Origin of the sequence: Actinoplanes sp. NPDC049668, from assembly GCF_044465445.1 — a bacterium.
In the GTDB taxonomy this organism is placed as follows: domain Bacteria; phylum Actinomycetota; class Actinomycetes; order Mycobacteriales; family Micromonosporaceae; genus Actinoplanes.
Map to the genome: position 1 here is coordinate 506384 of NZ_JBITLR010000005.1, position 12940 is coordinate 519323.

A 12940-nucleotide genomic window follows, 5' to 3' on the forward strand; every position below is an offset into this window, starting at 1 on the left:
GCCGCCGTCTTGGACGACCCACGAGTTGTCCGGCGTGTGGATCACCGTGGCGCCGAGCGCCGGCGGGAAGCGGCCCTGGCCATGATCGGGTTTTACAGCACCTCGAACGCGGGCGGCGGGTGGCGCAGGAAGTCGTGGTGGGAGATGTCCCAGCCGTACGCGCCGGCGCGGCCGAAGACCAGCACGTCGCCGACCCGCAGCCGCCGGACGTGCCGGTCGCGGGCCAGGACGTCGCGCGGCGTGCACAGCTCGCCGACCGCGTCCACTGCCGCGTCCTCGACCTGCGGCCGTTCCCACGGGTACGGCCAGGCGTCGACCGGCAGGACCGTGAACGGGTGGCTGTAGCCCCACGCCGCGGGCAGCCGGAAGTGGTGGGTGCCGCCGCGCAGCACCGCGAACCAGCGCCCGTGCGTGTGCTTGAGGTCGAGGACCTCGGCGGCGTACCAGCCGGCGTCGGCGGCGAGGATGCGGCCGGGCTCGACGATCAGGTCGACGCCGTCGGGCACGGCGAGGCCGGCCAGGCCCGCCCGCAGCGCGTCCAGGTCGATGGTGGACGCGCCGAGGTAGTCGACGCCGAGGCCGCCGCCGACGTTGACCAGCCGCAGCGGCACGCCGTGGCGGTGGGCGGTGGCGACCGACCAGTCGAGCGCCTCGGCGATGAATCGGGCGTGTGCCGCGGCGTCGAGGTTGTTGGAGACGGCGTGCAGGTGGAAGCCGGTGATGCGGACGGAATGAGGGGCCAGGGCGAGCACCCGGGGGAGGGTCGTCTCGTCGACGCCGAACGGGGTCGGCGTGCCGGTCATGGCGTGGCTGCCGGGCAGCGCCGGACCGGCCCGGTTGACCCGCACGGCCGCCTCGGCGACGACGCCGGCCGCGCGGGCGGCCCGGTCCAGGCGGCGCAGCTCGTGGCCGCTCTCGACGTTGACCTGCGCGCCCGCGGCGACCGCCGCGGCCAGCTCGGCGTCGGTCTTGGCCGGGCCGCCGAAGACGATCCGGCGGGCGCCGGCGGCGACCGCCAGCGCCAGCTCGCCGCCGGAGGCGACCTCGAGGCCGTCGCAGACCGCGGAGAGGGTACGCACGACGTCCGGGTGCCCGTTGGCCTTCACCGCGTACAGCAGGGTGGTGCGCGGTGGCAGCGCGGCGCGGACCGCCGCGGCCCGCTCGCGCAGCGCGGCGGTGTCGTAGACGTACGCGCAGACCGGGCGGGTGCGGGCCCGGATCGCGGCCTCGACGTGCTCAGGCGGGCGCATGCAGCGGATTCTCCACCGGCACGTACTCGTCGCCGGCGCCGGCGAGCCGCATCCGCACCAGCGCCTTGTGCGGCACGGTCCGGGCGGTGAACGCGGCGTGGTCCTCGGCGGCGGCGGGGCCGGGCCGGGCGTAGGTCTCGTCGACGACGGCCCGCACGAGCCGCCAGGCGGCGTCCTCGTCGAGGCCGTGCGACTCGCCGAGCCGGATGATCAGCTCGCCGAGGTGTGCCTGGAACGCGGTGTAGCCGATCTTGGCGCGGAGCACGGACGGGTCCGTGGTGCCGACGACCGAGCCGGGCCAGAGCTCGACCCGGTGCCCGGCGGCGGCGAGGCGGCCCGGGTGCAGCCGCAGCCCGGCGAAGTCGCGCACGGCCAGCCGGTGCGGTACGCCGGCGACGAAGGTGGGCACGCAGTTCTGCAGGTGCGCCTCCAGCGCGACGCCGCGCAACGTCAGCCGCAGCAGCGGCGGCAGCAACAGCCGGGCGTACGCGTCCAGGAACGCCGCGGCGGCGCCGGCGTCGTCGGGCCGTCCGGTGCCGGCGGCGAACTCGGCGACGAGCCTCGCGCCGGCGAACGGCAGCGCGCTGCCGGCGACGGCCCGCTCGCCGGGTGCCAGCCGGCCGGTGAGCCCGTCGCGCACGATGGCGGACATGTCCCGCCCGGAGCCGACGGGCACGGCGGCGCCGGCGGTCTCGCCGAGCAGCAGCAGCCGGTCCGCGGCGGGGTCCTCGGCGACGAGGCGGCGCAGCAGGTCGGACAGGGCCGGGCCGTTGCGGGTGCTGGCGACGCTGATGCTGCGCCGCGTCGAGGTGACCTGGATGTCGAGGGACACCTTCACGTACCGGCGGCTGCCGTCGGCGGCGACCGGCAGCAGCAGGGTGCGCAGCGCGGCGGTCGGCACCGCGGGCAGCACGCCGCCGGAGTCGCCGAGGATCCGCAGCGCGCCGTCGTCGATCAGGTCGCGGTAGCGCTGGGCCAGCACCGCGTCGCGCTGCCAGGCGTGCACCGGCTGCAGCCGGTACCCGGGCGGGGGTTCGGGCAGGTGCGGGTAGGCGGCGCGCAGCACCGCGCCGACGTCGTCGCCGAGGTGCAGGTCGTCGCGGACGGCGACGAAGCCGAGCCGGGTGTGCCCGGCCTCCAGGTCGTGGGCGAGCACGTCGCCGGTGTCCCAGCCGAGCCGGGTCCGGCCGCAGGGGTGCAGGTTGTGTCCGGCGACGGCCAGCCGCTCCCCGGCGATGACGGCGTGGTCGGGGTCGCCCGCCGGTGGCAGGTGCCGGCGGCGGGTCATGGCGATGGCGAGGTTGACGACGCCGTTGCGCAGTTCGGCGGCGAAGCCGGCGGCGTTGCCGGCCAGCCCGGCGGGGAGCAGGTCGGCGGGGTCGCCGACGCCGGCGTGGTCGTACTCGACGCGGCGGAACGCGTGCATCCGGTCGCCGGGCCCGGCGCTCAGCAGCCCCTCGCGGACCAGCGCGCCGCGCAGCCGCCGGCCGACGGTGTCGGCCGCCTCGGGCAGGGCGGCGTGGAAGCCGTCGAGCAGGTCGGGTGCGTGCACGGCGAGGGCGGCGCCGACGTTGCCGGCGGCGATGGCCAGCCGCGCGGTGGTCAGGCTGCTGGTCATGCCGGCGCCATCGGGTTGGCCAGGTACGTCCAGACGTCGTCGAGCGGGTCGTCGGCGAGCCGCATCGCGGTGGTGGCCTTGACCGGCAGCGGCTCCGCCAGCAGGTGCGCCGCGTCGGGGGTGCCGGTGCCGCGCACGGCCGCGGCGACGCTGTCCCAGAGGCGGGCCTCGTCGGCGCCCGCGCGGGACAGGACGGCGATGAGCTCGGTGCAGACGGTGCCGAGGGCGGCGGCGAGCTTGGTGCGCAGCACGTCCGGGTCGTCGCTGGGTAAGTCACCCTTCAGCGGTGGTACCTGTACGCCGTGCCGGGTCAGGCGGGCCGGGCTGACCCGGACGCCGCCGAGGTCGCGGTAGACGATCCGCACCGGTACGCCGTCGTCGAGGACGACGAGGGTGTTCTGCCCGTGGGCCTCGAGCGCGACGCCGCGCGCCAGGACGGTCACCAGCGGCGGCAGCAGCAGGTGGGCGAGGCGGTGCCACCACGCGTACGGGTCGTCGACGGCCTCGAGCAGCAGCGGGCGCCCGTCGCGGGGCGAGGGTGTGGCCAGGACGGCGAGGGGTACGACGGTCTCGGTGGGGCCGACCTCGGGTGCCGCGCGGCGCAGGTAGGCGAGGTCGCGGCGCGGCTCTCCGTCGACGAGGGCGGCGCCGGCGGCGGTCTCGCGCAGTACGGTGAGCGGCAGGTCGGCGGTGAGCCGGGCCAGCAGGGCGGACAGCCGTGGTCCGTTGTGGACGGCGGCGGGGGAGACGGTGCGCACGGCCGAGGTCATCTGCACGTCGACGGCGGTCTTGACGTGTTCGCCGCCGTCGAGCGGCGCGACGGTGCGCAGCGACATGAGCGGCCGGACGGGCCCGGTCTCGCCGTCGTCGCTCAGCCAGGGGTGGCGGTCGAGCAGGCGCCGCGCCTGCCACGGGTGGGCGTACAGCACCGGCGGGGCGTCGCCGTACCAGCGGTCGGCGGGCACCCGCAGGCGGCGCAGGCGGATGACGGGCCGGTGCTCCGGGCCGTAGGCGAGCACGTCGGCGACGCTCATGCCGCCGCGGGTGCGGCAGCAGGGGTGCGTGGGGTGGCCGTCGAGGACGAGCTGCTCGAGCCGGCCGAGCCCGTCGGGGTCGCCGGCGGCGCCGCGCAGGACGGGCCCGGCGGGCGGGGGTGCCGGGTCGGCGTGCGCGAGCGCGAGGTTCGCGACGCTGTTGTCGACCTCGGCGGCCAGGCGTTCGGTGTGCGGGCCCAGCGGCAGCGACCGCAGCAGCGCGGCGGGGTCGTCGAAGGACTCGCCGGTGTCCAAGGTCGCGGTGCGGCCGGACGCGCTCAGCGTACGCCCGCCGGCCAGGGTGACGTGCAGGGTGCCGCCGCGATGTTCGCGGTGGGTGACGCCGGGCAGCGGCTCGCGGGCGAACGCGCCCAGGACGCGGGCGAGGATCGCCGCGCGCGCGGCCGGCAGCGCCGCCTCGTAGCCGGCGACCCACTCAGGACGGAGGATGCGCAGGTCGTCCCGGGTCTGTGCGGCTCCGGCGGTGTGCCCGGTCGGCGTGACGGAGATGGTCGGCGGTGTGGGCACGCCTGTCATTGTCCGGCAGACCGTTCCTTGATCACCGGCCGCCCCACACCAGCAACATCCTAGGATGCCTTACAGGGTGTGCAGCCGGGCACGGCCGCACACCCTCGGAAGCAAAGATCAAAAACAAAAAGGAATCAACGACTACCTGAAAGAACCGCCGCCTCGCGCTCGGGGGACAGGCCCAGCGTCGGGCGGTCGGAGCGGTGCGGTGCCTCGCCGCCGACGGAGCGCAGCCAGGACCAGGTGTCGGCGACGGTCTCGCCGACCGGGCGCAGCCGCAGGCCCGCCCGCAGCGCCTTGCTCACGTCGCCGCCGTGCAGGAAGTCGTACTCGTAGCCGGGCGCGAGCCAGATGGGCAGCTCCATCCACGGGGTGATGCCGGCGTCGAGAATGGTCTTCGGCTCGGTCCAGCGCAGCTCGGCGTGCCCGCCGGTGACGGCGTTGACGGTCTCCAGGAGCTCGGCCATGGTGGTGTATCCGGACGGGCTGACCAGGTCGTAGGGGCCGGTGCGGCCGGCCGCGGCGGCGTCGAGCAGCCAGGCGGCCAGGTCGCGGGCGTCGATGTACTGCAGTTTCATCTCCGGCGGCCCGGGCGCGAGGGTCGGCCCGCCGCGGGCGATCCGGTTGAGCCACCAGGGCAGGCGGCCGATGTCCTCGTGCGGGCCGAGGATCAGGCCGGCGCGGCCGTGCAGGACCGGGCCGTCGAATTCGCGCTCGGCGGCCAGCTCGGCGCCGCGCTTGGCGGCCGCGTAGTCGTCGGCCTCGCCGGAGTCGGGGTCGGCGTCGACGGTCGGTGCGGCCTCGGTGTGCGGGACGGTCGTCGTGTCGTCGGTGGCGTAGACGCTGCGGCTGGACACGTAGGTGTAGTGGCCGGCGTGGCCGCGCAGCGCGGCGGCGGAGTCGCGGACCACGTTCGGCGCGCCGGACCAGGTGTCGACGACGGCGTCCCAGGTGCCGCCTCGCAGGGCAGCGAGGCCGCCGGGTTCGCGGCGGTCGCCGGTCAGGGCGGTGGTGCCGGGCGGCGCCGGCCGGTTGCCGCGGTTGAGGACGGTGATGTGGTGGCCGCGGGTGCGTGCCTCGTCGACGACGGCGCGGCCGACGAATCCGGTTCCTCCGAGCATGAGGAGTCTCATGACGACGACGATGCCCGCGGTGGCGGCCCGGGCGGAAGGCGTGATCGCTGACAGCGCAACGGGACTGACGGATGTCATGGGCGGGAGGTGACGCGTGGCCCGGTGCGGGGGCCGCCGGTGCGCCGAGCATGGTGGCATGACAGTTGTCGCCCGACCTGAGGCCGTGACCCGCGGGTCCGGCCGGCTCGCCGTCGAGCTCGACGGCGTGGTGAAGCGTTTCGGTGCGGTCACCGCCGTCGACGGGATCGATCTGCGGATCCGGCCCGGCGAGGTGGTGGCGTTGCTCGGCCCCAACGGGGCGGGCAAGACCAGCACGGTCGACATGTTGCTGGGCCTGTCCAGCCCGTCGGCGGGTACGGCCCGGGTGTACGGCCGGCCGCCGCGGGAGGCGGTGGCGCTGGGCCTGGTGTCGGCGGTGATGCAGACCGGCGGGTTGTTGAAGGACTACACGGTCGAGGAGACGGTGCGGCTGACGGCGGTGCTGTTCGGTCGGGACCGGGCCGAGGTCGGGCGGGTGCTGGAGCGGGCCGGGATCGCGGACATCGGTTCGCGGCTGGTCGGCAAGTGCTCGGGCGGGCAGCAGCAGCGGCTGCGGTTCGCGATGGCGCTGCTGCCGGATCCGGAGCTGCTGATCCTGGACGAGCCGACGACCGGGATGGATGTCGGCGGGCGGCGCGACTTCTGGACCTCGATCCGGGAGGACGCGCGCTCCGGCCGTACCGTCATCTTCGCGACGCACTACCTGGAGGAGGCCGACGCGTACGCGGATCGGGTGGTGTTGATGCGCCGCGGCCGGGTGGTCGCCGACGGGACGGCGGCGCAGGTCAAGGCGCTGGCGTCGGGCCGTACGCTGCGGGCGACGCTGCCGGGGGCGAGCGAGGCCGCCCTGCTGGCGCTGCCGGGTGTCGATTCGGTGGAGGTGCGCGGCGACTCCGTGCTGGTGCGGGCGCGGGACACCGACGAGGTGGCTCGGCAGCTGCTGACGAGGACCGCCGCCCGGGATCTCGAGATCACCTCGCGGAACCTGGAGGACGCGTTCCTGACGCTGACGGCCGACGAGACCCGGGGGAGTGCGCGATGACGGCTCGGAATCTGCCGCGGTTCGGTGGTTTCAGCGCGGGGATGATCGGCCTGGAGTTGCGCCGGATGCTGCGCAACCGGCGCACGGTGGTGTTCACGCTGGTGATGCCGGCGGTGTTCTTCCTGTTGTTCGGCACGGGTTCGGGGGCGCGCGCGGAGCGGGTCGGCGGCGGCAACGTCACCGGTTACATCCTGGTGAGCATGGCCGTGTACGGGGCGATGCTGGCGACGACCAGCGGCGGGGCGATGGTGTCGATCGAGCGGGCGGCGGGCTGGAGCCGGCAGTTGCGGCTGACGCCGTTGCGGCCGGCGGCGTACGTGGCGGTGAAGCTGGTGCTCGCGATGGTGATCGGCGCGGTGTCGGTGGTGGTGGCGTTCGCGGTCGGCGCGGTCTCGGGTGCGCAGCTGCCGGCGCGGGCGTGGGTGCTGTGCGGGTTGCTCGCCTGGGTCTGTGCGCTGGTGTTCGCCGCGTTCGGGCTGTTCATGGGTTATCTGCTGCCGAGTGAGAACGTGATGCAGATTCTGGGTCCGGCGCTGGCGGTGTTGTCGTTCGCGGGTGGGCTGTTCGTGCCGGTGGATCAGCTGGGTCACACGTTCGCGGCGATCGCGAGGTTCACCCCGGTGTACGGCGTCGGGGAGATCGCCCGGTATCCGCTGACCGGGGACGGGAATCTGCCGGTGGCGGTGCTGAACGTGGTGGCGTGGACGGCGTTGTTCGCGGCGGGTGCGATGTGGCGGTTCCGGCGCGACACGGCGCGGGTCTGAGGGGTAGGTACCGTCGTCGTCATGGGTGAGCGTGCCCGGTTCGGGTGGCTGTTCGGCGCGGTGTGGCTGTTCTATCTCGGCGAGAATCTGCGGGCGCTGCTGGACCGGCCGGACGGCTGGCAGCGCGATGTGGGGCTGGTGGCCCTGGCCGGGTTCGCGGCGCTGTATCTGGCGCTGGTGGCCTGGCTCGGCGAGATCCGGCACGGTGCGCGGCCACGGTACGCGGTGCCGCGGCTGTGGCTGATCCTGCTGGGGCTGCTGGGGCTGGCGGCGGCGCAGGTGCCCGGTGCCGGTTTCCACGCGCTGACGTGCCTGGTGTTCGTCGGCGCGTCAGCGATGATCGGGTTGCCGCTGGGTCAGGCGGTGCCGTTCGCGGCGGCGCTGGTGGTGCTGGCCGAGGTGCTGGCGTGGCGGGTGCCGGGCTGGGACGACCGGGGTTACGGCCTGGCGGTGCTGCTCGGCGCGGCGGCCAGCGGTGCCTTCCGGATGGCCGCGGAGCGGCAGAACCGGCTGCGGGCGGCGCAGCTGGAGCTGGCGGAGCTGGCGGTGGAGAACGAGCGGGCCCGGATCGCCGCCGATCTGCATGACATCCTGGGTCATTCGCTGACGGTGGTGACGGTGAAGGCGGAGCTGGCGCAGCGGCTGCTGGATGTCGACGTGGAGAAGGCCCGGGCGGAGTTGCGGGATCTCGAGGTGCTGGCCCGGGACGCGCTGTCGGATGTGCGGGCGACGGCGCTGGGTGTGCGGGGGATCTCGCTGCCGGGTGAGATCGCGGCGGCCCGGGAGGCTCTCGCCGCGGCGCATGTGCGCGCGGAGCTGCCGGGTGCGGCGGACGAGGTGCCGACCCGCAACCGGGAGTTGTTCGCGTGGACGATCCGGGAGGCGGTCACGAACGTGGTGCGGCACAGCCGGGCGGGGCACTGCGAGGTGCGGCTGTCGCCGGCCAGCGTGGAGATCGTCGACGACGGCCCGGGTGACGGCCCGGCGGCCGGCGACGGGCAGGGGCTGTCCGGTCTGCGGCGGCGGGCGGAGGCGCTGGGCGCGCGGCTGACGGTCGGCCGGCGCGAGGACCGGCCGGGTTTCCGGGTACGCGTGGAGGTGCCGTCATGATCCGGTTGCTGCTCGCCGACGACCAGGCGCTGGTGCGCGGCGCGATGGCGGCGTTGCTGGACATGGAGCCGGATCTGCGGGTGGTGGCGGAGGTTGGCCGCGGTGACGAGGTCGTCGCGGCGGTGCTCGAGCACGGTGTCGAGGTGGCCCTGCTGGACGTGGAGATGCCGGGGATGGACGGGGTCGCGGCGGCCCGGGAGCTGCGCCGGGTGGTGCCGGGGTGCCGGGTGTTGATGGTGACGACGTTCGGCCGGGCGGGCTATCTGCGGCTGGCGATGGCGGCCGGCGCGAGTGGTTTCGTGGTCAAGGACACCCCGGCGCGGCAGTTGGCCGACGCGGTGCGCCGGGTGCATCAGGGTCTGCGGGTGGTGGATCCGGATCTGGCCGCGCGGTCGCTGATGTACGGGGAGTCGCCGTTGACCGAGCGGGAGAGTGATGTGCTGCGCTCGGCGCGTGACGGTGGCACGGTCGCGGACATCGCCCGGGAGCTGCGCCTGTCGGAGGGCACGGTGCGCAATCACCTGTCGTCGGCGATCGGTAAGACCGGGGCGCGGACCCGGGCCGAGGCGGTCCGGCTGGCCCTTGATCACGGTTGGCTGCTCGCGTAGGGCGTTCCTGTGCGCCTTCTGTGCGCCGATCTTAGGGTTTCTCCGGGTGCAACCGGGCGGCAACCGAGAGTGACCGCAACCCGCACCCTGCGCAACGAAAAGTTCCCCCTGTCAGCCGGTGAGCCGTCACCGGTAGACGGACGCGAGGGGGGAACACACGAATGGCAGCGAAGACCGAGACCGTCAGTCGCGAGCTCGAGAACATGATCCGCGAGAACATGCCGCTGGTCGGGCATCTGGTTCGCGAGATGTTGTTCAAGGTGCCCGCGCACGTGCACCGTGACGATCTCGCCTCCGCCGGGTACGCCGCGCTGGTGACCGCCGCGAAGGCGTTCGACGCCGAGCGGGGCATCCCGTTCGGCCGGTTCGCCGCCGTGCGGATCCGCGGTGCGCTGCTGGACGAGCTGCGCAGCATGGACTGGGCCAGCCGTTCGGTGCGGGCCCGGGCCCGCCGGGCCGAGGTCGCCCGCCAGGAGCTGACCGCCCAGCTGGGCCGTACTCCCACCCCGGCCGAGCTGGCCGAGCTGCTCGGCGTCGGCGTCGGTGAGCTCTCCAACGTCGACGACGACGTGCAGCGCGCCGCCGTGCTGTCGCTGCAGGGCTTCGCCGTCGGCACGGCCGAGGACATGGTCACCGAGGGTTCGCTGAACCCGGAGGAGATGCTGCTGCACCGGGAGCGGATCGGCTACCTGCACGACGCCGTCTCGGTGCTGCCGGAGCGGCTGCGGTTCGTCGTCGAGACCTCGTTCCTGCAGGAGCGGCCGCTGTCGGCGGTCGCCGCCGAGCTGGGTGTCACCGAGTCGCGGGTGTCGCAGCTGCGCACCGAGGCCCTGGCCCTGCTCAAGGACGGCCTGACCACGCACATGGAGCAGCAGGACCTCGGCGCGGCCCGGGGCGACGGCTGTGTCGCCCGGCGCCGGGCGGCGTACGCGGCGCAGATCGCCGGCCGTAGCACCATGTCGTCGCGGCTGTCCGTGACCGACGTGCGCGGCACGAACCGGTCGGTCGCGTACGCCGCCTGAGCCGCGAGTCGTGAGAAGGGCCGGCACGCCCCCGCGTGCCGGCCCTTTCGCGTGTGGTGGGGAAATCCGGTTGCGGTCCGGGCGCCGGCGCGCGATGGTGGACGCCGAGCCCACCGCCGATCCATGAGGAGCAGTCACCTCCGTGTGATACCGACCCGACCCTGGCAGGCGCCGCCGTTGTGGCGCGCCGGGGTCGCCGTGTCCGTACCGGTATCCGCACCTGGAGGACTCCTTGCTGAAAGCCGTCTCGATCGGCCGCGCCCACGACGGTGAGCCGCTCTTCGCCGACCTCGACCTGATCCTGCGCCCGGGCGACCGGGTCGGCGTCGTCGGCCCTAACGGGGCCGGCAAGACGACGCTGCTGCGGGTGCTCGCCGGTGACCTGCCGCCGACCGCGGGCACCGTGGTCCGCGGGCCCGGCCTGCGGGTCGGCTACGTGCCGCAGCAGGTCGCCGACCCGGCCGGCACCGTCGGTGACTTCCTGACCGCCGGCCTGGGCGAGCTCGCCGAGGTCACCGCCCGGCTGCGCCTGTTGGAGGCCGCGCTCGAGCGCGGCGGCGACGTGCTGGCCGAGTACGGCCGGGTTCAGGAGCGGTGGACGGCGCTGCGGGGCTGGACCGCCGAGACCCGCCTCGCCGAGATCCGCGGGCGGCTCGGCATCGACCACCTGCCTTCCGGCCTGGCCCTGCGCGAGGTCAGCGGCGGTGAGCAGGCCCGGCTGCTGCTGGCGCACGCCCTGTTGGACGCGCCCGGCCTGCTGCTGCTGGACGAGCCGACCAACCACCTCGACGCCGAGGGCGCCGAATGGCTGGCCGGCTGGCTGCGCGATTTCCCCGGCGGGGTCCTGGCCGTCAGCCACGACCGGGCGTTCCTGGACGCCACCGTCACCCGTGTCATCGAGCTCGACGGCATCCACGAGCAGCCGCAGGACTATCCGGGCGGGGGTTATAGCGCCTACCGGGCCGAGAAGACCCGGCGCTGGCAGCGGCTGCTGCTGGACTATGAGGCGCAGGAGAAGGACCGGGTCCGCTGGGAGCGGGACATCGCGCAGACCCTGGCGCAGGCCCGGCACGTCGAGACGACGGTGCGGTCCGGCGTCGAGGCGCCGCACCTGCGGCGGATCGCGAAGAAGGTGGCGCGCAAGGCCAAGACCCGCGAGCGGCGGCTGCGCCGGCAGATGGAGTCCGCCCGGTGGATCGCCCGGCCGCGGACCCGCCCGCCGCTCACCCTGGCATTTCCCGCCGACGACGGTGAGGACCGTGACGTGGTGCTGGCGGTGCGGGATCTGACGGTCAAGGCCGGCGACCGGACGCTGCTCGACGGCGTCGACCTGGATGTGCGGCGCGGCGACCGGATCCTGATCACCGGCCGTAACGGCGCCGGGAAGACCACCCTGCTGCGGGCGATCGCCGAGCATGCCGGGGTGCCCCTGGCGGTGCTGCCGCAGACCTCCGACGGGCTGCGTACCGCCACCACCGTGCTGGACTTCTTCCGGTCCCGGGTGCCGGTCTACGCCGAGGACGCCGAGCGGCTGCTGGCCGGGCACCAGTTCGGCCCGGACCAGTGGGGTGCCGCCGTACGCGGGCTGTCCGCCGGTGAGCTGCGCCGGCTGCTGCTCGCCGTGATGGTGAACAGCCCGGCCCGGATCCTGCTGCTCGACGAGCCGACGAACTTCCTCGACTTCGACGCCCTCGACGTGGTCGAGGAGGCGCTGCGGGCGTACCGGGGGACGTTGTTGACCGTGACGCACGACCGGTACTTCGCCGACCGGGTCGGGCACACCCGTACCTGGCATGTCGCGGACGGCGCGGTGCGGCAGAGCTGACACGATGGGGTGCATGTCGTCGCCGGTTCCCCGACAGGGTGGTGCGCTCGCCGTCGGCGGCAGCGCCGAGGAGTTCACCGAGGCGTGGCTGGGCAACCGGCGGCTGTCGGCGCACACCCGGGACGCGTACCGGCGTGATGTCGCCGCGTGGCTGGCCTGGTGCGCGGCCCGTGACCTCGATCCGCTGCGCGCGTCGTTCCTGGACGTCAACGCCTACGCGCGGGGCCTGGAGGCGCGGCCGCTGGCGCCGGCGTCGGTGGCCCGCAAGCTGTCGGGCCTGTCGAGCTGGTACGACTTCCTCGCCAAGCTGCGCGCGGTGGAGGCGAACCCGGTCGGCGGCGCGGACCGCCCGCCGGTCTCGCGTGACCATTCGGCGACCGTCGGGCTGAGCCCGGAGGAGGTCGACGCGCTGCTCACGGCCGCGGAGGCCGGGACGGGGCCGGCCGCGGCGCGCAATCTGGCCGTGGTGGCGCTGCTCGCCGACCTGGGCCTGCGGGTGGGGGAGCTGGTCGGCCTGGACGTCGCCGACCTGGGCGTGGAGCGCGGGCACCGCAGTGTGCGGTTCGTCGGCAAGGGCGGCAGGCCGCGGCGGCGGGTGCTGACCCCGTACGCGGCGGCGGCGCTGGACGCCTATCTGGCCGGCCGGGTCGACGGGCCGATGTTCGTGACGGCCAGCGGGGCCCGCGTCGACCGGCACTCGGTGTTCCGGCTGGTGCGGCGCTTGGCCCGGGAGGCCGGCATCGAGGGCTGGGCCCGGCTGTCGCCGCACTCGCTGCGGCACGCGTTCGCCACCACCGCCCGCGCCGAGGGGGTGCCGCTGGAGGATGTGCAGGACGCGATGGGTCACGCCGACCCGCGTACCACCCGCCGTTACGACCGGGACCGGCACAACCTGGACCGGGACCCGGCCTACACGATCGCCGCGGCGCGGGTCCGGCGCGGCGCCGGTTAGGCCGACCGCCTATTC

General features: G+C 74.8%; 11 protein-coding genes. 7 read left to right on the forward strand and 4 right to left on the reverse strand.

The features are described 5' to 3' along the window. Window positions 1-92: 92 nt before the first annotated feature. The 4 genes from ACIBSW_RS23440 to ACIBSW_RS23455 all read right to left on the reverse strand — a co-directional run bounded on the left by ACIBSW_RS23440 (window position 93) and on the right by ACIBSW_RS23455 (window position 5563). Entirely contained in the window at window positions 93-1250 is a 1158-nt protein-coding gene (locus ACIBSW_RS23440; RefSeq protein ID WP_354727817.1) for an alanine racemase, read from the reverse strand. Continuing rightward, window positions 1237-2868 (reverse strand): IucA/IucC family protein, encoded by a 1632-nt coding sequence (locus ACIBSW_RS23445; RefSeq protein ID WP_354727818.1) that lies wholly within the window; start codon window positions 2866-2868, stop codon window positions 1237-1239. Before ACIBSW_RS23445 ends, ACIBSW_RS23440 begins: the two co-directional genes overlap by 14 nt. Continuing rightward, on the reverse strand, window positions 2865-4430 hold the full coding sequence (locus tag ACIBSW_RS23450) for an IucA/IucC family protein (RefSeq protein ID WP_354727820.1): 1566 nt from the start codon (window positions 4428-4430) through the stop codon (window positions 2865-2867). The genes ACIBSW_RS23445 and ACIBSW_RS23450 overlap by 4 nt, the downstream gene beginning before the upstream one ends. Window positions 4431-4564: 134 nt before the next feature. After that, on the reverse strand, window positions 4565-5563 hold the full coding sequence (locus ACIBSW_RS23455) for an NAD-dependent epimerase/dehydratase family protein (RefSeq protein ID WP_354727822.1): 999 nt from the start codon (window positions 5561-5563) through the stop codon (window positions 4565-4567). Window positions 5564-5699: 136 nt separating this feature from the next. Here ACIBSW_RS23455 and ACIBSW_RS23460 point away from each other — a divergent pair, with 136 nt between their 5' ends. The 7 genes from ACIBSW_RS23460 to ACIBSW_RS23490 all read left to right on the forward strand — a co-directional run bounded on the left by ACIBSW_RS23460 (window position 5700) and on the right by ACIBSW_RS23490 (window position 12925). Then, window positions 5700-6644 carry an ABC transporter ATP-binding protein gene (locus tag ACIBSW_RS23460; protein ID WP_354727824.1) on the forward strand — a complete coding sequence of 315 codons (945 nt, stop codon included), beginning with the start codon at window positions 5700-5702 and terminating at the stop codon, window positions 6642-6644. Beyond that, on the forward strand, window positions 6641-7408 hold the full coding sequence (locus ACIBSW_RS23465; protein WP_354727826.1) for an ABC transporter permease: 768 nt from the start codon (window positions 6641-6643) through the stop codon (window positions 7406-7408). The genes ACIBSW_RS23460 and ACIBSW_RS23465 overlap by 4 nt, the downstream gene beginning before the upstream one ends. A gap of 21 nt (window positions 7409-7429) precedes the next feature. After that, window positions 7430-8518 (forward strand): sensor histidine kinase, encoded by a 1089-nt coding sequence (locus ACIBSW_RS23470; protein WP_354727828.1) that lies wholly within the window; start codon window positions 7430-7432, stop codon window positions 8516-8518. Further along, window positions 8515-9126 carry a response regulator transcription factor gene (locus ACIBSW_RS23475; RefSeq protein ID WP_354727830.1) on the forward strand — a complete coding sequence of 204 codons (612 nt, stop codon included), beginning with the start codon at window positions 8515-8517 and terminating at the stop codon, window positions 9124-9126. Before ACIBSW_RS23470 ends, ACIBSW_RS23475 begins: the two co-directional genes overlap by 4 nt. A 161-nt stretch (window positions 9127-9287) precedes the next feature. Continuing rightward, the gene (locus ACIBSW_RS23480) at window positions 9288-10148 is read left to right on the forward strand and encodes a sigma-70 family RNA polymerase sigma factor (protein WP_354727832.1); all 861 of its coding nucleotides are present in this window, start codon (window positions 9288-9290) and stop codon (window positions 10146-10148) included. Window positions 10149-10380: 232 nt separating this feature from the next. After that, complete coding sequence (locus ACIBSW_RS23485) at window positions 10381-11973, forward strand: ABC-F family ATP-binding cassette domain-containing protein (protein WP_354722006.1); 1593 nt, start codon at window positions 10381-10383, stop codon at window positions 11971-11973. A gap of 13 nt (window positions 11974-11986) precedes the next feature. Then, entirely contained in the window at window positions 11987-12925 is a 939-nt protein-coding gene (locus ACIBSW_RS23490; protein ID WP_404799433.1) for a tyrosine-type recombinase/integrase, read from the forward strand. Window positions 12926-12940: the final 15 nt, after the last annotated feature.